The 22,858-nt window shown below is 71.6% G+C and carries 27 protein-coding genes and 2 pseudogenes; 15 read left to right on the forward strand and 14 right to left on the reverse strand.

Annotated elements, in window-relative coordinates; genetic code table 11:
• The first annotated feature begins 95 nt into the window (after positions 1-95).
• Positions 96-809, forward strand: a complete 714-nt coding sequence (locus ACIBEA_RS15670; RefSeq protein WP_399261064.1) for an alpha/beta fold hydrolase — start codon at positions 96-98, stop codon at positions 807-809.
• Positions 810-870: 61 nt separating this feature from the next.
• Here the strand turns inward: ACIBEA_RS15670 and ACIBEA_RS15675 are convergent, their stop codons facing one another.
• Positions 871-1,368 (reverse strand): winged helix-turn-helix transcriptional regulator, encoded by a 498-nt coding sequence (locus tag ACIBEA_RS15675; RefSeq protein ID WP_399261066.1) that lies wholly within the window; start codon positions 1,366-1,368, stop codon positions 871-873.
• Positions 1,369-1,465: 97 nt separating this feature from the next.
• Here ACIBEA_RS15675 and ACIBEA_RS15680 point away from each other — a divergent pair, with 97 nt between their 5' ends.
• The 4 genes from ACIBEA_RS15680 to ACIBEA_RS15695 all read left to right on the forward strand — a co-directional run bounded on the left by ACIBEA_RS15680 (position 1,466) and on the right by ACIBEA_RS15695 (position 4,520).
• Entirely contained in the window at positions 1,466-1,957 is a 492-nt protein-coding gene (locus tag ACIBEA_RS15680; RefSeq protein ID WP_399261068.1) for a PaaI family thioesterase, read from the forward strand.
• A 124-nt stretch (positions 1,958-2,081) separates the two neighbouring features.
• Positions 2,082-2,642, forward strand: a complete 561-nt coding sequence (locus ACIBEA_RS15685; protein WP_399261070.1) for a GNAT family N-acetyltransferase — start codon at positions 2,082-2,084, stop codon at positions 2,640-2,642.
• A gap of 103 nt (positions 2,643-2,745) precedes the next feature.
• Complete coding sequence (locus tag ACIBEA_RS15690; RefSeq protein ID WP_399261072.1) at positions 2,746-3,384, forward strand: RNA polymerase sigma factor; 639 nt, start codon at positions 2,746-2,748, stop codon at positions 3,382-3,384.
• Positions 3,381-4,520 carry a CU044_5270 family protein gene (locus ACIBEA_RS15695; protein WP_399261074.1) on the forward strand — a complete coding sequence of 380 codons (1,140 nt, stop codon included), beginning with the start codon at positions 3,381-3,383 and terminating at the stop codon, positions 4,518-4,520. Before ACIBEA_RS15690 ends, ACIBEA_RS15695 begins: the two co-directional genes overlap by 4 nt.
• 60 nt (positions 4,521-4,580) lie before the next feature.
• On the opposite strand, the gene ACIBEA_RS15700 is transcribed toward ACIBEA_RS15695, so the two are convergent.
• Entirely contained in the window at positions 4,581-5,417 is an 837-nt protein-coding gene (locus ACIBEA_RS15700) for a S1 family peptidase (RefSeq protein WP_399261076.1), read from the reverse strand.
• A 193-nt stretch (positions 5,418-5,610) separates the two neighbouring features.
• Positions 5,611-5,829, reverse strand: coding sequence for a hypothetical protein (locus ACIBEA_RS15705; RefSeq protein WP_399261078.1), 219 nt, complete (start codon positions 5,827-5,829; stop codon positions 5,611-5,613).
• Between the two features lie 340 nt (positions 5,830-6,169).
• Here ACIBEA_RS15705 and ACIBEA_RS15710 point away from each other — a divergent pair, with 340 nt between their 5' ends.
• The gene (locus ACIBEA_RS15710; protein ID WP_399261080.1) at positions 6,170-7,090 is read left to right on the forward strand and encodes a cobalamin-binding protein; all 921 of its coding nucleotides are present in this window, start codon (positions 6,170-6,172) and stop codon (positions 7,088-7,090) included.
• Between the two features lie 57 nt (positions 7,091-7,147).
• Here ACIBEA_RS15710 and ACIBEA_RS15715 read toward each other — a convergent pair whose 3' ends face one another.
• The 5 genes from ACIBEA_RS15715 to ACIBEA_RS15735 form a co-directional block, all read right to left on the reverse strand.
• Entirely contained in the window at positions 7,148-7,636 is a 489-nt protein-coding gene (locus ACIBEA_RS15715; RefSeq protein WP_399261440.1) for a DUF2165 domain-containing protein, read from the reverse strand.
• Positions 7,637-7,860: 224 nt separating this feature from the next.
• Positions 7,861-8,256, reverse strand: coding sequence for a hypothetical protein (locus ACIBEA_RS15720; RefSeq protein WP_399261082.1), 396 nt, complete (start codon positions 8,254-8,256; stop codon positions 7,861-7,863).
• The gene (locus ACIBEA_RS15725; RefSeq protein WP_399261084.1) at positions 8,253-9,566 is read right to left on the reverse strand and encodes a hypothetical protein; all 1,314 of its coding nucleotides are present in this window, start codon (positions 9,564-9,566) and stop codon (positions 8,253-8,255) included. Before ACIBEA_RS15725 ends, ACIBEA_RS15720 begins: the two co-directional genes overlap by 4 nt.
• On the reverse strand, positions 9,563-9,727 hold the full coding sequence (locus ACIBEA_RS15730; protein ID WP_399261086.1) for a hypothetical protein: 165 nt from the start codon (positions 9,725-9,727) through the stop codon (positions 9,563-9,565). Before ACIBEA_RS15730 ends, ACIBEA_RS15725 begins: the two co-directional genes overlap by 4 nt.
• A 48-nt stretch (positions 9,728-9,775) precedes the next feature.
• Positions 9,776-10,687 carry an NADP-dependent oxidoreductase gene (locus tag ACIBEA_RS15735; protein WP_399261088.1) on the reverse strand — a complete coding sequence of 304 codons (912 nt, stop codon included), beginning with the start codon at positions 10,685-10,687 and terminating at the stop codon, positions 9,776-9,778.
• A gap of 331 nt (positions 10,688-11,018) precedes the next feature.
• On the opposite strand from ACIBEA_RS15735, the gene ACIBEA_RS15740 reads away from it, so the two are divergent.
• A complete protein-coding gene (locus ACIBEA_RS15740) occupies positions 11,019-11,192 on the forward strand; it encodes a LapA family protein (RefSeq protein WP_399261091.1) in 174 nt (57 codons plus the stop codon).
• 63 nt (positions 11,193-11,255) lie between these two features.
• Positions 11,256-11,993, forward strand: coding sequence for a hypothetical protein (locus tag ACIBEA_RS15745; RefSeq protein ID WP_399261092.1), 738 nt, complete (start codon positions 11,256-11,258; stop codon positions 11,991-11,993).
• 62 nt (positions 11,994-12,055) lie between these two features.
• Here ACIBEA_RS15745 and ACIBEA_RS15750 read toward each other — a convergent pair whose 3' ends face one another.
• The gene (locus ACIBEA_RS15750) at positions 12,056-12,619 is read right to left on the reverse strand and encodes a nitroreductase family protein (protein ID WP_399261094.1); all 564 of its coding nucleotides are present in this window, start codon (positions 12,617-12,619) and stop codon (positions 12,056-12,058) included.
• Between the two features lie 194 nt (positions 12,620-12,813).
• The gene (locus tag ACIBEA_RS15755) at positions 12,814-14,163 is read right to left on the reverse strand and encodes a PucR family transcriptional regulator (RefSeq protein ID WP_399261096.1); all 1,350 of its coding nucleotides are present in this window, start codon (positions 14,161-14,163) and stop codon (positions 12,814-12,816) included.
• Positions 14,164-14,408: 245 nt separating this feature from the next.
• Between ACIBEA_RS15755 and ACIBEA_RS15760 the strand changes: the two genes are divergently transcribed.
• Both ACIBEA_RS15760 and ACIBEA_RS15765 read left to right on the forward strand, forming a co-directional pair.
• On the forward strand, positions 14,409-15,767 hold the full coding sequence (locus ACIBEA_RS15760) for a lipase family protein (protein WP_399261098.1): 1,359 nt from the start codon (positions 14,409-14,411) through the stop codon (positions 15,765-15,767).
• 208 nt (positions 15,768-15,975) lie between these two features.
• A pseudogene (locus ACIBEA_RS15765) lies at positions 15,976-16,116 on the forward strand (ATP-binding protein); the annotation flags it as partial.
• Between the two features lie 318 nt (positions 16,117-16,434).
• On the opposite strand, the pseudogene ACIBEA_RS15770 reads toward ACIBEA_RS15765, so the two are convergent.
• Together ACIBEA_RS15770 and ACIBEA_RS15775 are read right to left on the reverse strand one after the other, a co-directional pair.
• Positions 16,435-16,548: pseudogene (locus ACIBEA_RS15770) on the reverse strand (IS5/IS1182 family transposase); the annotation flags it as partial.
• A gap of 40 nt (positions 16,549-16,588) precedes the next feature.
• Entirely contained in the window at positions 16,589-17,461 is an 873-nt protein-coding gene (locus tag ACIBEA_RS15775; protein ID WP_399261100.1) for an SDR family NAD(P)-dependent oxidoreductase, read from the reverse strand.
• A 138-nt stretch (positions 17,462-17,599) separates the two neighbouring features.
• Between ACIBEA_RS15775 and ACIBEA_RS15780 the strand changes: the two genes are divergently transcribed.
• From ACIBEA_RS15780 to ACIBEA_RS15790, 3 genes are all read left to right on the forward strand, one after another.
• Positions 17,600-18,277 (forward strand): TetR/AcrR family transcriptional regulator, encoded by a 678-nt coding sequence (locus tag ACIBEA_RS15780; RefSeq protein WP_399261102.1) that lies wholly within the window; start codon positions 17,600-17,602, stop codon positions 18,275-18,277.
• Positions 18,278-18,438: 161 nt separating this feature from the next.
• Positions 18,439-18,969, forward strand: coding sequence for a PhzF family phenazine biosynthesis protein (locus ACIBEA_RS15785; protein ID WP_399261104.1), 531 nt, complete (start codon positions 18,439-18,441; stop codon positions 18,967-18,969).
• Positions 18,970-18,994: 25 nt separating this feature from the next.
• On the forward strand, positions 18,995-19,174 hold the full coding sequence (locus ACIBEA_RS15790; protein ID WP_399261442.1) for a hypothetical protein: 180 nt from the start codon (positions 18,995-18,997) through the stop codon (positions 19,172-19,174).
• A gap of 100 nt (positions 19,175-19,274) precedes the next feature.
• Here ACIBEA_RS15790 and ACIBEA_RS15795 read toward each other — a convergent pair whose 3' ends face one another.
• A complete protein-coding gene (locus ACIBEA_RS15795; protein ID WP_399261444.1) occupies positions 19,275-19,709 on the reverse strand; it encodes a DUF2000 family protein in 435 nt (144 codons plus the stop codon).
• A 309-nt stretch (positions 19,710-20,018) separates the two neighbouring features.
• On the opposite strand from ACIBEA_RS15795, the gene ACIBEA_RS15800 reads away from it, so the two are divergent.
• Entirely contained in the window at positions 20,019-20,810 is a 792-nt protein-coding gene (locus ACIBEA_RS15800; protein WP_399261106.1) for a DUF4239 domain-containing protein, read from the forward strand.
• A gap of 130 nt (positions 20,811-20,940) precedes the next feature.
• Here ACIBEA_RS15800 and ACIBEA_RS15805 read toward each other — a convergent pair whose 3' ends face one another.
• Positions 20,941-22,305: an NAD(P)/FAD-dependent oxidoreductase gene (locus ACIBEA_RS15805; protein WP_399261108.1), complete on the reverse strand. Its 1,365-nt coding sequence runs from the start codon at positions 22,303-22,305 to the stop codon at positions 20,941-20,943.
• A gap of 213 nt (positions 22,306-22,518) precedes the next feature.
• Here ACIBEA_RS15805 and ACIBEA_RS15810 point away from each other — a divergent pair, with 213 nt between their 5' ends.
• Positions 22,519-22,797, forward strand: coding sequence for a GlsB/YeaQ/YmgE family stress response membrane protein (locus tag ACIBEA_RS15810; protein ID WP_399261110.1), 279 nt, complete (start codon positions 22,519-22,521; stop codon positions 22,795-22,797).
• Positions 22,798-22,858 lie beyond the last annotated feature (61 nt).

Below are 22,858 nucleotides of genomic sequence, written 5' to 3' on the forward strand. Positions count from 1 at the left end.
CCGCCTCACGGCGGGCGTCCGGTACCGGCTCCGCCTAGGGTGCGGATCGAAAATATCCTCTAGGGAGCGTTCGGCTGCTCGGCTACGGTTCGAGCATGGTGAATTTCGTGCTGGTTGCAGGTGCGCGGCTCGGGGCGTGGGCGTGGGACGAGGTGGCGCCGTGTCTGCGTGCGGCCGGCCACGGCGTTTACCCGCTGACACTGTCCGGCCTCGCTGACAAGCGGGGTGTCCCGGCGGGGCAGGCGACTCACGTCCAGGACATCGTTGCCGAGGTGGAACGCCAGGGCCTGCGTGACGTAGTCCTGGTAGGTCACAGCTACTCGGGCATTCCGGTCGGGCAGGCCGCGGAGCGGATCGGGGACCGGTTGGCCCGCGCGGTATTCGTGGACTCCAGTGTCCCAATCGACGGCGAGTCGTTCGCCGCCGCCCGGCCGGACGGCGGAGCGACGCTCAAGGCATCGATCGCCGCAAACGGAGGGTTCTGGCCGCTCGCGCCGGCTTCCCACTACGAGGGCGAGGGTCTCACCGATGAGCAGATCGCACGCCTCGTCCGCGGCTCGACGCCTCACCCGGGCGCCACGCTGACCGAGCCCGCCGTGCTGGCGAGGCCGCTCGGTGAACTTCCGGCGACTTACATCCTGTGCGCGCTCGCGGGGGCTGAGCCCGCGGATGCCGAGCCCGACAAAGACGTAGCCGAGCTGGTGGACGGCAAGCACTGGCGGCTGATCAAGATGGACACCGGACATTGGCCGATGTTCTCCCAGCCGCGCGAGCTGGCACGGATTCTCCTCGATGCCGCCGTGGAGTGACACACTTTCCACGCTCTGGGTCTTCTGAACACGCCTCATGTGCGCTGGTCACAGCCATTCGTCAGCCATGAGGATCCGGCCGAGACGCCGGCCGATGCCGGGGCCGGGCCCCCCGGCCCGGCGTGGCGGTGACGTCCCCGGGGGAGAGGTCGGTGTGCTCCGCGGAGCACTGGACGGCGACACGGACAGGGGAGCCGCAGTCGGTGTGGCGTACGTCCACGACGGGGCCTTCGGGGCCGAGCGCGTGCGTCTCGCCCCACTGGCTCAGCGCCACCAGGACGGGCCACAAGTCCCAGCCCTTGCGGGTCAGGCGGTACTCGTTGCGGGAACGACTGCCCGGCTCCCGGTAGGGGCTGGTCCGCAGGACACCGGCCGACGTCAGCTTGCGCAGACGGTCGCTGAGGACGGCCTCCGACAAACCGATGTGGCGGCGGAAGTCGTCGAAGCGGCGGACGCCGTTGACGGCGTCACGCAGGATCAGCAGGGTCCACTTCTCCCCGACCACGTCGAGTGCCCGCTGGACGGGACAGTTCTCCGTGCTTGCCTCAAGCCACTCCATCCCGCCATCGTAGGCGCCTGGCTGTGTCATTGACAGTCAGGTGGCGCCGGGTCTAGCTTCATTCACAAAAGTCAGATGCTAGGGAAGGCGCTGCGCCGTGGGGCGGACACGTACGTACAGCTGGGACGATCCGGCGGTCCCGGCGCGGGCCGCGGGAGCCATGGCCGGGCTGGAATTCCTGCGCGAGGTGCAGGCGGGGCGACTGGCCGGGGCGCCCCTCGGTCAGACCCTCGACTTCGCGCTGGACGAGGTGGAACACGGCCGGGCTGTCTTCTCCCTGCTGCCGGGGGAGGAGCACTACAACCCGATCGGGAGCATGCACGGGGGCGTCTTCGCCACGCTGCTCGACTCGGCGGCGGGCTGCGCCGTCCAGTCCACGCTCCCCCAAGGGATGGCCTACACCTCGCTCGATCTGACCGTGAAGTTCTTGCGGCCGGTCACGGTGGAAACGGGCCGGGTGCGCGCCGTCGGCACGGTGATCAACGCCGGGCGCCGCACCGCCCTCGCCGAGGCCCAGCTGTTCGACGCGAAGGACCGCCTGCTCGCCCACGCCACCAGCAGCTGCATGCTCTTTCCGCTGACCGGCTGACCGAACTGTCGGCCTCCGCCCCCCCCCGCGAGCCCCCTCGGCCCTGGTGGTGGGCGATCCTGGTCCCTGTTCGATCTTCTTCAGGAGCGGAGCAGGCATCCGCGGAACCGGCCGGGGGCATGGGATGACAGAGCAGGCGACGGTTGCGATAGAGCGCATGGACGGCGCGGCCGCAGCGAAGGCCGAGGGGGCCTTGGGGCTGATCTACGCCGAGGTGTTCGCGGAACCTCCGTACAACGAGACCGAGGACGACGCCGTAGCGGCCCTGCGGTGGCTCTCCTCACAGCTGCACCGGGCGACCTTTCGGGCCGCCCTGGCGCGTACGCAGGACGGGGACCCGGTCGGCATGGCCTACGGCTGGTCGGTCCCCCCGGACACGGTGTGGTGGGACGAACTGACCGTGCCGGTGTCCGCCGACATGCGACGTGAGGACGGGCACCGCACCTTCGGGCTGATGGAACTCGCCGTACGCGCACCGTGGCGGGGGAGGGGCATCGCGCGCCGCCTCCACGAGGCGCTGCTCGAAGGCAACGGGGCCGAGCGCGTGTTGCTGAACGTGCAGCCGGGCAGCAAGGCCGCGGTGGCCGCGTACCGGGCCTGGGGGTACCGCACGATCGGCGAGGCTCGGCCGCGGGAGGCCGGCGGGAACCCCCGCGAGGTGATGCTGCTCGACCTGCGCGGTTGAGGCTCGCCGCGCGGCCCGAAGGGTCCTGGGCAGGCAGCCCCACTGCCGATGGCCTGTGAGGCAGGTCACCGGAACCGGGCGCCCCCGGTGGACAAGGCAGTTCGTGAACTACTCATTGCACGACCGGATACGCGCCGGGGACCCCGAGGCGTTCAGGGAACTCTTCCGCGACCACGCCCCCCTGGTCCACCGGCACGCCGTCCGTGTGACGGGCGATTGGGCCCTCGCCGAGGACATCGTCTCGCTGACCTTCTTGGAGGCGTGGCGGCTGCGGGAGCGGCTCCTCGACCACGAGGCGGGCCCGCGCCCGTGGTTGATGGGCATCGCGGTCAACGTGCTGCGCAACACCGGACGTGCCGGACGCCGCCACCAAGCCGCCCTCGGACGTCTGCCGGCCCGCGACACCGTCCCGGACTTCGCCGACGAACTCGTCGGACGCATGGCCGACGCCGACGAACTCGCCGCGGCGAAGCGGGCGCTGAAGCGGCTGCGGCGCACCGAGCGCGAGGTGTTCACCCTGTGCGTCTGGTCCGGCCTGGGCTACGCCGAGGCCGCCGCCGCGCTGGGCGTCCCCGTCGGCACCGTACGGTCGCGCCTCTCACGTGCCCGCACGCGGCTGCGCAAACTCGCCGGACAGGAACTGACGAAGAACCGGGAACCGCTTCCGCGCCCCGGACAAGTACAGGGTGGCCGCACCGCCGCGGCCCGGTCGTACGAGTCGCACGAGGAGACGTACGGATGACCCGCAAGTTCTGGAAGCGGACCGAGCCCATGACCCACACCGGGCTGAACCGCTCGGGGCCGGACCATGGAGAGCTGGACCGCGCAGAGCCGGACCACGCGGAGCTCGCCCTGCTGTTGCCGGCCCCGTCGGCCCCCGCGATGTCGCTCGACCGCCGGCTGCTGTTCGAGGAGCACCTGTTGAACGAGATCCACACGTCCGCACCCCTGCCCACGCCCCCGAGGCGGCCGGTCCGGCGCGCCCTGTTCATCGGCGTTCCGGTCACCGCCGTCGCGCTCGGCACCGTCTTCGCCGTGAGCGCGCTGACCAGCCGTGGCAACACCGCACCGGCTTCGGTCGAGGCTCCCGTCGTAGCGGTGGAGGCCGGCAGTACGGTCCAGCTCGTCTCGACCGTCCAGCAGATCGCCGCTGCCGCGAGCGCGCAGCAGACCCCGGAGCCGGGGCCCGGCCAGTTCATCTACATCAAGAGCACGGTCTCCTGGATGTCCACCTCGGTCAACGGCGCCACCAACGAGTCCAAGACGTGGGTCCAGCCGCTGCACCAGCGCGAGATCTGGCATACCCCCGACGCGAGCAAGGGCTGGCTCGACGAGCCCGGCTACCAGGCCAAGGGCGGCATCGGCCTCGGGGCGAACAATCCCTATTCCAAGCCCAAGAACGGCAAGGACATCCCGGGCGACGAGACCCGCCTGTCGTACGACTGGCTCAAGGCCCAACCGGCTGACGCGCAGGCCCTGTTGAAGACGATCTACGCGAAGCTCAGCGGCCCGCGCGACCGGGATCAGCAGGCGTTCGAGGAGATCCAGGAGATCATCAACGAGCAGCTCGTCCCCGCGCCGACGGCCGCCGCCCTCTACCGTGCCGCCGCACAGGTCCCGGGCGTGGTCCTCGTCCAGAACTCCCAGGACGCGGTCGGCCGCAGCGGGCTCGCCCTGGCCCGCCTGGACGAGAAGACCGGAGAACGCACCGAGCTGGTCTTCGACCGCACGACCTTCGCCTACCTGGGCAGCCGCGGCGTCCAGGTCAAGGAGTTCGGCGGCATCAAGCCCGGCACGGTCGTCGAACGCACCGCCGTCCTGGAGCGGGCCGTCGTCAACGCCGAGAAGGAACGACCGGCGAAGGGCGGAACCGCCTGAGCGGAGCGCGCACGGTGCGCCGCGGTGCCCAGGGGGGCAGGGCGCCGCGGTCGCCGCCCGCTACCCTTCCGTGCCGTTGGCCTCGATGGTCCGCTCGATCCAACGGGCGTACGCGGGCGCGCTGGAGTAGAGGCCGGGGCCCTGCGAGCACGCGACGTTCGGAGCGCCGGGCCCCGAGGTGACGCCGATCAGCTCCCAGCGGCCGCCGCGCCCCCTTTGGACCTGCGGTCCACCGGAGTCCCCGAAGCAGGCCATGGCATGCGGCACGGTGGTGATCGTGCACAGCCGGGTCCGGTCCGCGTACCCGGGCGCGCACTCGGACTCGGCGCCCCTGCGGGTGTTCAGCTCCTGCAGCCGGTCCGGGAACAGGAATTCGGTGTCGGAGGTGGTGCCGAAGCCCAGGAGCCGGGTCGGGGTGCCGGGCTTCCCCGGCCGCTCGGCGATCTTGATCGGCTTCACGGAGACCGGTCGGTCCAGCCGGATGAGCGCCACGTCGTCCTTGTTGGCGGCCCTGTTGTCGCCGTTCAGATAGCCGGGGTGGACGAAGGTCCGGTCGATCTTCCGGACGGTGCCGCCGGACTTCCGGTGGTCGCTGCCGAGGCGCACGATGCCCTCCAGCTCGAGGCCGTCGCCCTGCACGCAGTGGGCCGCGGTCAGGACCCACCGCTCGTCGATCAGCGATGCCCCGCAGTTCCCGTCGAGCAGTCCGTGCTTCGGGGCCGATATCGGCACGCTCGCCATGAAGGGGTAGCTCTCGCTGGATCGCGACCCGTTGACGATGGCACCTGCGCTGCCGGCCGTGACGGTGGCGCAGGCGACGGCGGCAAGACCTCCGACGACGACGGCGCGAGCGGTACGGGCGGTACGGCGGCGGCGCGGCGGCTTGAAGCTGAACACAGAGGCTTCCCTTGTTTTCGCTCGGTCGATCTGGTCGATCTGTACGCGTTCAGCCTCGTTTCTCGCCGCCCGCCGGACCATCGGGGCAGCGGGCCGGCCGATGGTGGGGCCAGCACCCCCTTCGTACTGGGGGGGGCTCCTCGGGGAGGGGCGGGAGGGGTGCGTGTATGGGGTGCGGGTCCGCGTCCCGGGCTCAGCCGGTGGTGGTGAGCGCGCGTTCCGGGATCAAGGACAGCGGCGTCGCGTCGAGCACGACCTCGGAGTCCTCGCTGGTGCGTACGGTGTCGGTGCCGCCCAGGACGGCTCCGGCGATGGCCGGGCTGAGGCCGCAGAGCCGGCCGATGATGCCCGAGGCTCCCTGAACGGCCCGGACGGATGGACCAGCGATCCCGCGATGGCCATGGCGGTCCACTGGTTGGCTGCGGCGAAGGGCTTCGCCGCCGTCACTGCCCGCAGGACGGGTAGGAAGTGGAAGACCCCGTCGCCCGCGGCGTTCAGGACGGTGAACTCCTGCCAGGTCTCGGCGACCAGGCCGAGCTCGGTGACCAGCACGATCGTGGCCTTGAGGAGGCCCGCACCGGCCGGCGTCCACAGGAACGGCGTGAAGATGCGGGAGATGACGTCGACGAGCCGGGTCAGCGGATTGCCCCGGGACGCCGGGGCCGCGGGGTCGGAGCCGCTCGCGCGGGGCGCGTCCGCGCCGAGCCGGCCCGGTCAGGGGCCCGCCCCTCGCGTGCGCCTACAGTCGGAGCATGCGCATCGTCTCCCTGCTCCCCGCGGCCACGGACATCGTGGCGGACCTCGGACTCGTCTGCGACCTGGTCGGACGCACCCACGAATGCGACTGGCCGCCCGCCGCGGTCGCCTCCGTTCCCGTCGTCACCCGAGCGGAATTCGACGCCGACGAACTCAGCAGCCGGGAGATCTCCGACGCGGTCGGTGGCGCGGCACACAGCGGATCCTCGCTCTACACCCTCGACACGGAGGCACTCGGCGCGCTCGCACCCGACGTCCTGCTCACCCAGGACCTGTGCGCGGTCTGCGCGGTGTCCTACGAAGGCGTCTCCCGGGCGGTGCGCCTGATGGACGCGGGGCCCCGCGTGCTGAGCTTGGAGCCCCGCACCCTGGACGACGTCCTCGACTGCCTCGTCACCGTCGGCGAACTGCTGGGCGTGCGCGAGGCGGCCGTTCGGCGGCGCACGGAGCTGCGAGGTCGACTCGACGAAGTCCGACGCCGCACGCGGGGCCGGCCCCGACCCCGGGTCGTCGCCGTCGAGTGGCTCGATCCGCTCTGGCCCGCCGGCCATTGGGTACCCGAGCAGATCGCCGCGGCGGGCGGGGATCCGCTGATGGCCGCGCCCGGCGAGCACACCGAGCCGATGACCTGGGAGGCGGTGCGCGAGGCGCGCCCGGACGTACTGCTCGTACTGCCCTGCGGGTTCCCGCCCGAACGGACCCTGGCGGAGATCGATCTGCTCACCTCGCTGCCCGGCTGGGGCGAGTTGCCCGCCGTCCGGGCCGGAGAAGTATGGGTCCTGGACGGGCCCGCGTACTTCAACCGGCCGGGCCCCCGCGTGGTCCGAGGAGCCGAGGTGCTCGCCCACGTCCTCCACGGAGTGCGGTCCGGGGACCCGGTGACGGAGTCGGAAGCACGCCGGCTGGGCCGGGCCTGACGGCCACTCCGAGCCCGAGCCCCGCGGCGAACGGCCGTGAGGCGGGAGGACGCCGGGCTACGCCTCGGAGCCCTCCGTGGGCCCCCACTGCCGCGACGGCAGGTGGACCAGCAGGAGCACGATCCCCGCCAGGGTGAAGTTGCGCCCGGCGGGCTCCAGCCCGTTCCACTTGGTGGACTGCCACATCGCGAACCACTCGCCGCCGATGACGAGGAAGCCGAGGCCGAACAGCAGCATCAGCATGAGCAGGCCGAGCGTCGTCGCCCGCCGGGCACGTTCATGGAGCCCCGAACGCAGACCCCGGCCGTGCAGCACCGTCGCGGTGGTGAGCACCACGGCGGTGAGGACCTCCCAGACGATGATCCCCACGTAGGCGATGTACACCAGCGTCGGTGAACCGACGGCCCGCCACATCAGGTCCGGGTCCCGGAACGTCGTGTCCATGGCGAGCACGTGCCGGACGAACGCGCGGTTGGAGTCGAAGTCGGTGATGTTGCCGAAGGCCACGAGCGCCATGTAGGCCGCGAGGAGACCCGTCAGGACCATGACGGCCACCGGTAGACGGCCGAGCCGCAACAGACGATCGGCCGCCCCGCCCGGCCGGGCCGACGAGGAGCCCCGCCCCGCTCTGTCGCCGGCGCCCGGCCGCCCGGAGATGTCCATGCCCGCACCCTACCCGCGGCCGCGGTCCCGGACCCGGATCTGCCACGGTCTCGGCACGGCCGCACCACCGCTGAACCCTCCGGCTGCGGCACCAGGATGACGGCCGGTCACCGCGGTCGACGGGCCGGCCGCTCCTGGAGCCGGACGTGCCGGAACTCGTAGGCGGGCCCGTTCGCTCGGAGGAGCCCGCGCCGGTGCGCGTCGTCGAGGAGGGTCATCAGGCGCAGGGGTGTGCCTCCGCGGACGGAGAGTTGTACGGCGGTGAGGGCGGTGGCGACCGCCGCGTTGCTGAGGATTCCGGCCGCGAGGGCGTGGCCGCTGCCCACGACCACGCCGAGGGCGAGAGCGAAACCGGCTCCGTTCGACATGGCGGCCAGCCCTCCTGTGTACAGGCCCACGGCGCCGCCCGCCAGGAGCCCGAGGGGGAACAGCATCCGCGTGTGGTGCCGCCAGACGTCCCTGGGGCCGAGGACCCGCGTCTCCGTTTCCAGCTCCGGGATCATGGCGCGAGCGGAGCGGGCAACCGGAACGGCGCCACGATGGTCCTGGCCACCAGGTCCACGGCACGCCCCCGCGGCAGTGCGCCGCCGAAGCCGTACGGCAGCCCCAACAAGCAGCACAGCAGCAGGCTTTGCGGGTGCCCGGCGAAGCGCAGGAGGAGCCAGGCCGGACCGGTCGTCATGATCCAGTCGAACAGACCGCCCGTGATCGCCAGGAGCGGCAGCATGTCCCGCCAACCGGCGCTGGTCAGCCGCTGCTGATGGTGGAGCCGGGACATGCGGATGGCGGCGTCGAGAGTGCCGAGGGTCCAGCCCATGAGTGCGGCGACTGCGGCCCAGAGCGGTCCGATCCACGGTGCGAGGGTGAGGAGGACGGTCGTCAGGTACACCACGGTGACGGCGGTCCCCGTGATCCACACCCTGAATCGCCGCCCGGGCCAGGACGGGATCCGCCACCAGTGCAGTTCCGCGGTGCCGTCCTCGGTGAGCCGCGCGGCGAGATGCCGCAACGTCCGTTCGGCCGTCTCGGGGCGGTAGGGGCGGCAGCCATGGGGCCGCGGCCTTCGCGTGTAGGCCGCGGCGACCGCGTGATCGAGCAGGTGGTCGCGGACGGCGTCGGGACCGGTCAGGTCGAACAACTCCTCGACCGGGCCGCGAGGTGCGTAGACCTCCGCCAGCAGACTCACCGTCAGGGGATGGTACGAGGCGGCGTCGGCGGGCCGCACCGGTTCGAGCTCCAAGGCGACGGCGCCGGCCGGCAGCTCCCGCGCGGCCGTGTCCGCGGCCTCCTCGGTGCGGGAGATCAGGACGACTCGGAAGGGCGCGGACTCCAACGCGGCCACCGCCAGGGGCCGTACCTCCTCGTGGACCTCGTCGAAACCGTCGAGGAACAACGCGATGCGGCCCGTGGCCAGCAACTGGCGCAGATGCCGGTGCCCCTTGTGCAAGCGGGAGGGCCGCTCGACCGCCCAGTCGACCACGTCCCTCCGCTCGTCGTCCGGCGCCCAACCGTCCTCGGTCACCGGGACGACCCCGGGCAGCGGCGGGAACCTCGGCGTACCCCGCTCGGCCGTCGCGGCGGCGACCCTGGTCGTGAGCCGGCGTCGGCTCACCCGCCAGCGCACGGGTACCCCCCTCTTGAGCAGTCCCCGGCTGTCCGCCTCCGCGTACCAGTGCGTGCCCACGGCGTCGGCCAGTTGGTCGGCGGCCCGGTCCAGGTCGTTCTCGGTGATCGCGACGGTCGTGTGGTGGATCTCGGCCCGACTGCCTCGGCCGTTCAGGACGACCGCGGGCCTGAAGTAATTGTTGATCACCCGGCCGTCCCGAAGTGGACCACGGCACGGCTGTTCGCGCCGTTCAGGACCACGGGGGAACCACCGTGGAAGTTGTTGATCACGCCCGCCCCCGCGGAGCCGTCACCGGTCGCCAACTCCCGGGCCAGTGCAAGTGCCTCGGCGGCTAGACCGGCGGCCACTCTCCGCGCCGCTCGTGGCACCCTCTGTTACATGCGCGGGGCGGCTGCTCACGGCACGAGTACGATGCGCCCGCGCAAGCCGCGCGAGGCCAGCGCGTCGTGAGCCGCGCCCGCCTCCGAGAACGGCATCGTCCGGTCCACCCGCAGGCTCACCCGGCCGGCGTCCGCGAGCCGGGCCAGTTCGGCGAGTTGCTCGGCGTCGCTGTGTACGCGGACCTGGGATACGCGGATTCCGCGCTCCGCCGCCGGGCCCGCGCCGAGGACGCTGACGAACGTACCGCCGTCGCCCACCGCTCCGATCGCCGACCCGCCCAAGGCCGCGGTATCGATCAGCCCGGCCACTCCGCCCGGGACGGCGGCGCGGATCGCCGCGGTGGGGTTGTCGGAGCGCGGTACGAAGAGGTCGGCACCGAACCCGCGCACCAACTCCTCGTCCTGGGGTCCGGCGACGGCGACGACGCGCAGGCCGCGCGTGACCGCCAGCTCGACGAGATAGCCGCCGACGGCGCCCGCGGCGCCGGTGACCGCCACGGTGTCGCCTTCGGTCGGGGCGAGCAGGTCCAATGCCTGCCAGGCGGTGAGTCCGTTCAGCGCAAGTGTTGCCGCCTGTACCGGGGTTGCGTGCCTCGGTGCGGTGGTGACGGCGGTGGCGGGCAGGACGACGTACTCGGCGTGGGTGCCGGCCTGGGTCTCGGGCCAGTCGGACAGGCCGATCACGGCGTCGCCGACCGCGAAGCCGCGCACGCCGCCGCCCAGGGCGTCGACGGTCCCCGCCACGTCGAGACCGGGAACGTAGTGGTCCTGCGCGGGGACGCGGGAGGCGAGGGCGCCAGAACGGATCAAGGCGTCGGCGGGGTTCAAGGCGGCTGCCGAGACCCGGACGCGGATCTGACCGTCACCCGGCTCGGGGGTCGGCACCTCGGCGACGCGGAGCACGTCGGACCCACCGTATTCGGACAAGATGACAGCACGCATCGTCACGTCTTCTCTCTGAAGGTGTTCTGTCCGGGCGGGCCCCGGCGAGCCATCCCTTGAACCCGGACGACCGGTCGCTCATTCCTGGCTCCGGCGAGATCGGCCCGGCCACCGGGCAGGGATGGAAGTGCGGTGGCGGCCTGTGCGGGTGAGAGTGGTGGGAGCCGGCGCGTGCTGTCAGGTGCTGTCAGGTGCTGTCGGGTGATGGTTCCTGCCGGTCGGTGTTCCTCGGAGGACGGAGTGTTCGATGGCCCGGACGAAATCGACCCGGCGCGCGGACGGTTCCCGATCGCGGCCGGCTCTGTCTCCACGGCTGGTGGCAGGCCTGGTACTCGCGGGGCTGGCCGTGTGGTTCGTGCTGATCAACACGCGAACGGCGCGGATCCACTTCTGGATCCCGTGGGTCGACGCACCGATGTGGTTCGTGCTGGCCGTCACCTTCCTGGCGGGAGCCGCGACGGCATGGCTGCTCGGCCGCCGCGGCAAGTAGCTGTCGCCCGCGGGTGCGCGCGGCGGCCGCACGGGTCGGGTCAGGGCCGGGGAGGACGACGACATGGGTGACTGGTGGTACCGCAACATCGTCGAGCCGGGGAAGCTGCCGCTGTTCCTGGCGCTGTCGGCGTTCGTCCTCACCTTCGCCGTCACCCGGGTCATCACCCGAATGATCAGGGCGGGGAAGGGGCCCTTCCGCAACGTCACTCCCGGCGGCCTGCACGTGCACCACGCCGTCCCGGGGGTGATCCTGATGACCGTGGGCGGTTTCACCGGCAGCGCGGCCGGCCGGACGGGGTGGGGGGCTGCGCTGGCAGCGGTGGTGTTCGGCATGGGAACGGGTCTCGTCCTGGACGAGTTCGCACTGATCCTGCACCTGAGCGACGTCTACTGGACCAAACAGGGCACGATCAGCATCGAGGTGGTGATCATGACCTCGGCGCTGGCAGCGCTGCTGCTCTGCGGGTTCCTGCCGCTGGGAGTGGACGGGCTCTCGCCCGAGGAGGAGAGCAGCCGGCTGACGGTGATGAGCACGGTGGTGGGCAACCTGCTGCTGTCGGTCGTCGCCATGTACAAGGGGAAGCCACGGATGGCCGTACTCGGGGTGGTGGTCCCGGTGATCGCCCTGGTCGGGGCCGTCCGGCTGGCCCGGCCCGTGTCACCGTGGGCCCGGCGCTTCTACCGCGGCCGGCACAGGGCCCGGGCCCGGGCCATCAAGCGGGCCTACCACCACGACCGGCGCTGGAGCGGCCTGAGGCGCCGGGTGGACTACCTGATCGGCGGTGCACCGAGCCAGTAGCCGCGCGAGCGGGTGCGCCGGGCGTGTCGCCGGCGATCCGACGCGCCGGGCCGACCCGTCCGTCAGCGCGCGGTCACGGCCCACGGGGCGGAACGCAGATCGTCCGTACTGCGCCGGGCCCGCGTGCTCGCAGGGGCGTCGGCGGCCTTCCCTATCGCGACCATCGAGACGATTTCCCATCCAGGGTTCGGCCGGAGCTCTTCGGTGAGCGCTTCCAGGTCGAAGGCGCGGAACTGGTGGGTGGACAGGCCCATGGCCTGAGCTTGGAAGCTCAAGTGGGCCACCGCCTGCCCGAGGTCGTAGTCGGCGAACTCGGAGTAGACCAAGCCGGCCCCGTCGACATGGCGGTGCGTCAGCGCCACGACCAACAACCCCGCGTCCTTGGCCCACCGCGCGGAGCTGGGCGCCAGATGGGGCACCACCCGCTTGTACTCCGGCTCACCGGGCCTGGTCATGAGGAACCCCCAGGGCTGGGAGTTGCCCGCGGAAGGGGACCACCTGGCCGCTTCCAGGAGCAGCTCCAAGGTCTCGTCCGGCACCGCACCGGCCGGATCGAAGGCGTACGGGCTGAACCGCTCGGCCAGCAGCGGGTGGACCCGACCGGCCCACTCAAGATCATCAGACATGATCGTCACCAACAGTCGTCCCGCGCGATTCATTTCCGCACGGCGCGCGAGTCCGTACGCCCCGGCGCAATGCCGTACGAGCCGACGCGACCCGAGCCGACCCGAGCCGACCCGATTCGATTCGATTCGATTCGGGTCGGCCCGACCCGCGACGTCGCGCCGCGACTGATCCCGTCCGAGGCGCTGCCGGAAGGCTAGGTCCGGGCCGACCACCAGTTCGGCGGCCGGGGCGCCCCGGGCCGACCCGCGTCCAGCTCGGCCTGCTGTACGGCGTCGTGGGCGGCCAGGGAGGCGCGCAGGGTCAGGATGTCCGCGCCCCGGGAGGCGTCCAGCCCGGTGAGCTCGGTGGCCTTGCGCAGCCGGTAGTCGACCGTGTTCGGGTGCACCTGGAGCCGGGCCGCGGCCCGGCGGCGATCGAGCCCCCGAGCCAGGAAGACGCGCAGCGTGTCGAGCAGCTCCGGGCGGGCGTCCAGCGGGTCGAGCAGTGCGGCCAGCCCCGCCCTGGCCGGGCTCGGGCGGCTCAACTGGTACTCCAGCAGCACGTCATCGAGCAGGTACACCCCGGGCCCCCGGCCGGACGCCTCCGCCACCGCCCGCACCTCCCCGGCCAGTCGGGCGGCCTCCGCGACCCCTTCCGGCGCCGCGGCAGTCGCCGCCGCCAGCAGCTCGGCGCCGCACATCCGGCCGAGCTGCTCGACCAGCCGGGACAGCCACACCCGGTCCACGTGGCCGGATTCGGCCGGCGGAGCCTCGTACGGGATGAGCACCGTCCCACCGCCGCCGGACAGCACCGAGAGCGGAACGCCCGTCGTCTGGCGCTGGATCTCGTTGCGCAGCCGCCGGAGCTTGCGGCGGGCGGCGACCGAGTGGTTCACACCGGGCACCAGTTCGTCGGGGTGCGGCCCCACCGCGATGCTCAGCACCAGGTAGCAGGCCGGCAGCCGGATGCCGGCCCGGTCCGCCGCGCCCTGCGGACTACCGCCCTCCAGTAGACGGGACAGCAGCGACTGCAGCGCGACCTGTTCGTCGCTGAGGGCCGTCTGCCGCTCCTGTACGTACCCCGCGGCCACTTCACAGCTCACCAGCCGCAAGTACGCGAGCATCTGGCGCTGCACCAGTAGTACGTCGGCCAAGTCGCCCGGCTCGGCCGCCGGGAAGACCCGGGCGGCGCATTCCTCCGCACCGAGGTGGTAGGCACCGACCACGGCCTCCAGCGGCACGCCCTCGTCGGCGCGCCTGGCCGACGACTCGCGGATGACCGCCGCCTCGGCCTGCCCGAGCATCTCTCCGGTGCGCAGGACCGCGGCGAACCCCCGTATGCCGTGGGTCACCTGCTTGGCGATGTCGCCGCCGAGCTGCTCCGCCGGTAGCGTCCCGTATACGGGGAGCCGCTCGACCAGCCTGACCATTACGGCGCGTTCGAGTGCACCGGCCGCGTCCTGGAGCCGCTTGTGGACCGGCACACCGCCGAACCGCGGCACCCGTTCCCGTTCCCGTTCCCGGTCACGGCCCCGGTCCCGTTCCACCCCGTTGGATCCGGTCACAATCCACCTCGCACATCTTTGTTCCCCACCCCGGAGACCCGGCCGCGTACCGGCCCCATGATGTTTCCGGGACATCACTTACTGGTTGGTAACACGACTGGCCGGTGCATGGCCAGATGTGGCAGGACCTCGGCCGCATCGTTCACCGCATCTCCTTGCCGGGGACCGCCCACCCCGGCCCGACGCGGCGCGCACCGGACCCCATGCGGCTGCGTCGGACCCCCCACCCAGGATTCGAGGAACGCATGTCCAAGACGGCCGTTCGCCTGATATCCGTCGCTGTCGCAGCCGCCGCAGCCATGGCCACCGCACCCGCCGCCACCGCCGTCGCCGCTACGCCGCCGGCCGCCGCGCCGGCCGCCGCGACAGCCTCGGCGAGCGACCCGTTCTACAGCTACGGTGGCAGCGAGCCGCTGTCGACGTTCGCGCCGGGCACCGTGCTGAAGACAAGGACCCTGCCCTACCACGTCCTTGGCATCCCCACGCCGCTCAAGGCGATCCAGCTGCTCTACCGCACCACCGACGCCCAGGGCCGCCCGGCCGCCAACGTGACCACGGTGGTGCGCAGTCTTACGGGCGACAGCAGCAAGGCTGTCTCCTACCAGTCGTTCTACGATTCGCTGAACCCGCAGGACAGCCCCTCCCGCGCGATCGCCGGCGGCGTCACCCTGGGCGGTGCCATCCCCAATGCGGAGGCCCTCTTCATGGCGCCGCTGCTGCTGCAGGGCTACAACCTCGTCATCCCGGACACCGAGGGACAGCAGGCGAACTTCGCCGCCGGACCGGAGTACGGGACGAACACCCTGGACTCGATCCGCGCCGCGACGAGGGCGGCCGAGACCGGCCTGGACTCCACCACGTCGTTCGGCCTCCTCGGCTACTCGGGCGGCGCGATCGCCACCAACTGGGCCGCCGCGCTCGCGCCGAGCTACGCGCCGGACGTGAACCGTCGACTGGTCGGCTACGCCGAGGGCGGCCTCCTCGTGGACCCGGCGCACAACCTGAAGTACGTCGACGGCTCGCTGGCGTGGTCCGGCGTCATCCCGATGGCCGTCATCGGCGTCTCCCGTTCGTACGGCATCGACCTCAAGAGCTACCTCAACAGCTACGGTCTGAGCGTCTACAAGGACCTGGAGCGCGGATCGATCATCAACGCCCTCGGCCACTACCCGGGTCTGACCTGGAAGAAGATGGCGAAGCCGGAGTACGCCGACCCCAACTCGATCCCCGCCTTCGTGACGGCGATGAACAAGCTCAACCTCGGCTCCGCCGGCACCCCGTCCGTCCCCGGCTTCATCGGCCAGGGCAACGGAGGCGTCTTCGAGGGAACCTTCAGCAACCGCCCGGGCATCGGCACGGGCGACGGCGTGATGGTCGCCGGCGACGTGCGCTCGCTCGCACGCCAGTACTGTGCCACCGGCAGCTCCGCCGTTAAGTACGACCAGTACGAGCTGCTCAGCCACACGGGCGCGACCCTGGCCTGGGCCCCCGCCGCGCTGGGCTGGCTGGGCGACCGCTTCGCCGGCCGGACGGCGCCGTCCGATTGCGGCCGGATCGCCAGCGGCAACTCCCTCGCCCCGGAGGCCGCCGCTCCGCGGTCGTGATCCGCAGCAGACCCCTGCTTGCCCGACGGCGCCGACGGCTCGTGCACCCACGGGACGCCGGCGCCGCCGGCGTGGCCCCGGGCCACCTGAGCACGAGCAGCGGTTGACTCCGCCCCTGTCGGCGCCGGGCGTACGTCCGGCGCGGGCCCAACGCCATGGCGGCGTCGAACACCCGCGACGCGTGCGGGCGCGGGGTCGCAGGCCGGGGCCCCGATGGGGGCCGGGGCGGGGGCTGACGATCGTACGGCGCATCGTGGAGGCCCACGCCGGCCGTACCGCCGTCCGCAACGTCCCCGGCGGCTGCCGCTTCGAGGTCACCCTCCCGGTGACGGCGGCCGCGGCTTCTTGAGCGTCCGCGGCCCTGCCCGGGCCGCGGGTGGGGCGGCGGACGGTCCGGGTGTCAGCGGTGCACCTTGTGCTTGTGGTCCTTGACCTTCGACCTCGTCACTCCCGTCCCACTGATGGTCAACTACCCCTGCAATCAATAAGGTTGACGAAACTCAGGTGGTCCCAAGTGGCTTGGGCGTGCCGTAGGGAGGCATGATCCCGGCCCAGCCCATTTTCGACGGGGAGGGCCGCAGGTTCCGTCCTCAGGGGGACTTGTGAACTACTACTACCTCGACGTCGTCAGCAGTGCGCCGACTTTGCCGGCCGTGCCCGCCGCCAGGGGACCGTTGCCGCCCCGCTCCCGCACCACCTTCACCAGCTTCGCGAACCGCTCCACCCGCAAGCCCGTGAACGTCTCCACCCACAACGACTCACTCCGCAACACCCCACCCAGACAACAGGAATGCCCCAACACGGACCCCCTGCGACAACCTTTAGGCCGGCGCGGGTACCGCCTTCTCCGCCGCGCGGCTGACCTGCTCCCAGCCGGAGTAGGTCGCCTTGCGGCGTTCCGCGACGTCGACGGCGAGGTCGTACACCATGCTCCCGAGGACCATGCGTATCGGCGGTTCCTCGGCGGCGACCAGTTTCAGGAGCGCCTCGGCGGCCAGCCGCGGTTCACTGTCGATCGATCCCTCGGCCCACTGCTTCTCCAGTTCGGCCCGTAGCGGGGCGTAGGCCGCGATCGGGGTGGTGGCGCGCATGGCTGCGTACAGGTCGGTCCAGTAGCCGCCCGGCTGCACGATGCTGACCTTCACTCCGAACGGGGCGCCTTCCATGGCCAGGGCCTCGCTCATGCCTTCCAGGGCGAACTTGCTCGCGCTGTAGAGGCCGGTGGTCGTGAAGCCCGAGATGCCTCCGATGCTGGAGATCTGGACGATGTGACCGCCGCCCTGGGCGCGCAGCAGCGCCATGGCCGCTTGGCTGACCCAGAGGGCGCCGAAGAAGTTCACCTCCATCTGCGCCCGGGCCTCGGCCTCCGTGAACTCCTCGACCATGCCGGCCGACAGCGTGCCGGCGTTGTTGACGACGATGTCGAGCCGTCCGAAGTGGTCGGCGGCCGCTTCGACCGCGGCGAACGCGGCGGCCCGGTCGGTGACGTCCGCGGTCAGCGGCAGGACGCGGTCGGGGTGGGTCGCTGCCAGTTCGTCCAGGGCGGCCGTCGTACGGGCGACCGCCGCCACCCGGTCGCCGGCGGCGAGGGCGGCCTCTGCGAACGCGCGCCCCAGGCCCCGGCTGGCGCCGGTGACGAACCAGGTCCGCGGTCCGTCGGTGCGCGGGCCGATCGATGCTGCGGTGGTGGTCATGACTGCCTCATTCTCTTTCGTGAAACCGAGCCAACCTGAGACGAGACGGTCCGTCTCGCATGAGCGTCAGCATGACACACGCAGAGCGGGTGTCGCAAGACGGAGCGTCTCGTCTCTTGAATTGGGTAGGGTTCCCCCATGACAACTCCGCCGTCCAAGGCCCCCAACGCCGCCCGGCGCAGCGAGGCATCCCGCCGAGCGATCCTCACCGCCGCCTTCGACCTCGCCGGAGAGCTCGGCTACGGCAAGCTCAACATCGAGGCCATCGCCACCCGCGCCGGAGTCGGCAAGCAGACCATCTACCGCTGGTGGCCCAGCAAGGGCGCCGTTCTCTTCGACGCGTTCCGCATGCTCAGCGAAGGCCACGGCACAGGTCACGGCACAGGTCAGGGCACAGGTCACGACGAGGGCCGCGGGGAGGACCCCGCCGCCGGCCTACCGGACACCGGAGACTTGGCGGCGGACCTCAAGGTCGTGCTGCGCGAGACCCTCGCCGAACTCCGTGACCCCCGCATCGCGGAACCCATGCGGGCGCTGACCATCGAGGTCGCCGGCGATCCCGAGCTCGCCGCCCAGTACGCCGAGCACCTCGACGAACCCGTCCGTGCGCTCAAGCGCCGCCGCCTCGGGGCCGCCCAGCAGGCCGGCCAACTCGCCCCCGGCATCGACCTCGACCTCGCCATCGACGTCATCTGGGGCCCGCTGCTGAACCGCTGGCTGCTGCGCACCGGACCGCTCACCCCCGCGTACACGGACGCACTCGTCGACAACGCCCTCCACGGCCTGCGTCCCACCGTGTCCCAGGCCGCCGAGTAACCACCGCCGCACAGGACCCGCCGCACGGGACGCGGCGCATAGGACCCGCCGCACAGGACGCGGCGGTGCCGGGGGTCCGGTCGCCGCGCAGCCCCCGCACCGAGGCGAGCCCCGGCAGGTGCACGGCGCGGCGTCCCGGACCGGCGAGGGCGACGAAGCCGGTGAGCGTGTCCAAGAGCGGCGACAGCGCGAACCTGACGCATGCGACGGCCGACACGCCGAAGCGTCGCCACGCCGAAGCGCCGAAGCGCACCTCACCCATGCCCGCGCATCCCCGCCCCGTCCCGCTCAAGGAGCACCCCGTGCGCTACCTCCACGTCGACGTCTTCACCGGCCGCCCCTACACGGGGAACAGCCTGGCCGTCTTCCCCGAAGCCCAAGGACTCACCGCCGCACAGATGCTGGCCATCACCAGGGAACTGCGCCACTTCGAGTCGGTGTTCCTGACGCAGGACCTCGCACGACCGCGGACCCACCGGGCGCGGATCTTCGACCTCGCCGGCGAACTCGACTTCGCGGGGCACCCCCTCATCGGCGCCGCGGCCGTGCTGCACGCGCTGGAGGACGTTCGCGACACCACCGGCCAGGAGGCGGTGTGGGCCCTCCGACTGACCGCCCGCACGGTACGCGTGGCCACCCGCCGCAGCGGACCACGGCGCTACGAGAGCACCCGAAGACACGGCCACCGGTAGTGGGGCGGGCTGCGCCGCCGCGTACCTGCGCCGCCACGGCCGCATCGGCGACGGAGTGCCCACCCTGTTGCGGCAGGGCCGCTTCACCGGCCGGCCGAGCGAAATGACCATCAGCGCACACGGCGACGGAGGATCGGTCCACACCATGGAGGTCGGCGGCTCCGTGGCGATCGTCGGCGAGGGTCAACTGGCGGAGCTGCCCTGACCGGACGGTACGGGCGGGTCCACCCCACCACCTCCCTGCACCTCCCCACATCTCCCCGCACCGGCGTCAACGGCGCCCCCGTACCGTTGTCCACCGGCCCTCACCCGTGCATGCGGGCGCCCTTGAGGACCTTGTCCACGGAGTTGCGCGGCCCGTGGACGGCGATCCCGACCAGGTCGAGCTGGTCCTTGCGCACCGCCGCCACCGCTGCCCGGTTCGCCCGGTCGTGGCCCGTGGCGAACAGGTCCGACGTGAACACCGCGGTCGGTAGCCCACGGCGCAGCGCCCTCTCGTGCGCCGCCGTCACCGCCTCCTTCCCGCCCTCGAAGACCAGCACGGGCTGGCGGAACATCGGCAGGTAGGAGCTGCCGTCGGCGTCCCGGTACGGCTCGCCGACCACCTCGGGGAGGACCGTTCCGAGCCCGCTGACGAGGAAGGCGGTGACGTTCAGTCGCTGCCACGTCTCCAGGTCGTCGCGCAGCAGCACCGCGATTTTGGTATCGAACCGCACGGGCCCGTCCGCGCCGCCGCCCACGCCGACCTGCCCGCCGTTCTCCCCGTTCTCCCCGTTCTCCCAGCTGTCCCCGTTCCCCCCGATTCCGTCGCTCCCGCTGTTCCCGCTGTTCTCGTGGTCGTCGACCGATTCGTTGATCGCCTCGTTGCTCATGGCCCGAGACTGCCGGGTACGCCCCCGCGCGGTCTTGTACGTTCTTTGCGTGGCCCCCCACAAGAAGTCACGGCCTGGTGGCGCCTGATCACCCCGTTCGATCCGGTGCCCCGTACGAGTGGTGCGAGGGGGCATGGTGCTGCAACCGGTCGGTCCGCGCACCTAAACTCGGCGCTCATGTCGCTCTGGCTTCTCAACCATTTCAGTACCTTCGCCCTGGCCGCCGTCGCCGTCGGAGGAACCGTTCTTCTGGCCGTCGCCGGCAGCTTGCTGCTGCGTCGCAGGTATCCGTCGTTGGCCCGAGGAGAGCACAACGACATGGTCGGTGTGACGCTGGGCATGTTCGGTGCGATCTACGGGATCATCCTCGCCTTCGTCATCGTCACCCTGTGGACGCAGTTGGAGGCCACCCAGACCATCGTCGCCTCCGAGGCCACCGACGCGGCGCTCATCACCCGGGACGCCGCCGCGTTCCCGGAGCCGGTGCGTGCCGGTCTCGATGCGGCCATCAGCGGGTACGTCCATGCGGTCGTCGAGGACCAGTGGCCCCTGATGCGCGCGGGACGACCCAGCTACGGAGCCACGGAGGTACACCTGCAATCCGCCTTCCGGGTGCTCCAGGCGTACGATCCGAAGAGCCAGACGGAGCGCGTCTTCTACGAACAAGCCGTCGACCACCTCAACGACGTCGCCTCCCAGCGCCGTGCCCGCCTGACCATGGCCCGCCAGGAACTGCCCCCGCTGCTCCAGGCTTTGGCCTTCGGCGGTGCGATCGTCCTGGTGCCGCTCACGTTCCTCTACGGTCTGCGCAAGCTTCGGGTGCAGATCATGTTCATCGCTTCGGTATCCGGGCTGATCGGCTTCAGCCTGCTGTTGGTCTTCGTCCTGGACCGCCCCTTCTCCGGCGACCTCAGCGTCAGCCCGGACCCCTACCGCGAAGGAGCCCTCGCCCAGTACTGGACGCCCTGAACCGAAGGCGCGTGCTGTGCCGCCCGTGCGATCGGTCGGTCCCCGACAAGCCTGGGCGAGGCACTCGGTGCTCACATCGCACAGGTGGAGCGGGGAGCCGGGCCGCCGAGGGTCCGCCGCCCCGCTCCGGTCAACCAGCGGCCAGCAGACTCCGCGTGTGCTCCCGGACCTGCGCCGGCGTCAAGTACATGTCGCGGTCCTCGAACTCCCGCAGCGTGGGCGGCCGCGCGGACTGGAAGCCGGTGCGGACGAAGTCGTCGCCGGCCACCGCGTTCAGCAGCCAGTTGGTCATCACCCGGGTCTTGGCCACGTTCGTGCGCAGCGCCGACCAGTGGTACCCCCGGGCCACCGCCTGGGCCGGCAGGCCGCGCAGCGGGACGCCCAGGGGCTTGGACACGGCGTCGGTGCCACCGAGGTCCACGACTAGGCCGAGGTCCCTGTGGACGTACGACCGCAGCGGCTGCCCGCGCAGCGAGGCGACCAGGTTGTCGGCCAGGACGCGTCCTTGGCGCAGCGCGTGCTGAGCGGTCGGCGGGCAGATCGCCCCGGTCCCGCCCTTGGCCAGGTCCGGAACGGCGGCGGCGTCTCCCAGAGCGAACACTCCGGCCGCCTGTGGCACCGTCATCTGCGGTGTCACCAGCAGCCGTCCCTTCTCCGTCTGCGCATCCATGGTGGCGATCAGCGGGCTCGCCGCGACGCCGGCCGTCCAGATCAGCGTTCGGGTCGCCAGGATCCGCCCGTCGGTGAGCGTCACTTCCTCGGGCCCCGCCTTGGCGACGCCGACCCCCAGCGAGACACGGATGCCGCGCCGCCGCATGATCTCCAGCGCCGCGCGGCCCAGGGAGTCGCCCAGCTCGGGCATCAGCTTGGGCGCCGTGTCCAGCAGGTGCCAGCTGATCTGCCGGGCGTCCAGCCGCGGGTACCGCTTCACCGCGTGGTCCGTCAGCCGCTGGAGGCACGCGGCCGTCTCGGTGCCCGCGTACCCACCTCCGACCACGACGAAGCACAGCCGGGCCGCCCTCTCGTCCTCGTCCTCACTCGCATCCGCGAGATCGAGCTGGGCGATGACGTGGTCCCGCAGGTACGCGGCCTCGGCGAGGGTCTTCATGCCCCGCGCGTGGTCCAGTAGCCCCGGAATGTCGAAGGTGCGGGTGACGCTGCCGGGTGCCAGTACGAGGTGGTCGTACGGCCGGTCGATCACCTCGCCGGTGATCTTGCGGACGATGACGACCTTGGCCGTGGTGTCGACGCCGATCGCCGTGCCGGGAACGATGCGCGTGCGGTGGCGGCTGCTGCGGCGCAGGGACACGGCGATGGACTGCGGGGTCAGGACCCCGGAGGCCACCTGGGGGAGGAGGGGCAGGTACAGCTGGTAGGAGTGCGGAGTGACCACGCAGATGTCGGCCTCGCCGGGGGACAGGCCGCGCTCCAGACGGCGTACGCATTCCACTCCTGCGAAGCCCGCACCCACCACGAGGATCCTCGGTCGCGCCATGGTGTCGTCCTTTCTGAGGTCCACCAGGTCGGTGGCGCGCCTGCCCCGTTCGCGGCGGTGTGCACCTGCGGGGCCGCGGGAATCGTCCGCACCTTCCGGGCACCTTCCACCGCCGAGGTGGACGCGACGACGTCCGCAGGGGGTTTGGAAACGTTCAGACGGTGCAGACGCGGTGTTGACACCGACCACACATCACGAGGTAGGAGACCCACCATGGGCGTCATCGCCTGGATCGTCATCGGTCTGCTCGCCGGCATCATCGCGAAGGCGATCATGCCGGGCAAGGACCCGGGCGGCATCATCATCACCATGCTCATCGGCATCGCCGGCGGCCTGCTCGGTGGTTGGCTCGGCAAGGTCATCCTCGGCGTCGACTCGATCGACGGCTTCTTCGACCTCTCCACCTGGATCGCGGCCATCGTCGGCTCCGTCATCCTCCTGGCGCTGTACCGCCTCGTGACCGGCGGTCGGCACTCCCACCGGCACGCCTGACAGGTGCGCCCGGACAGCGGTACCTGGAAGCGGCTCTCCCCGTTCGAGGGAGAGCCGCTCC

The sequence above is a fragment of the Streptomyces sp. NPDC051555 genome (assembly GCF_044454405.1).
In the GTDB taxonomy this organism is placed as follows: Bacteria; Actinomycetota; Actinomycetes; order Streptomycetales; family Streptomycetaceae; genus Streptomyces.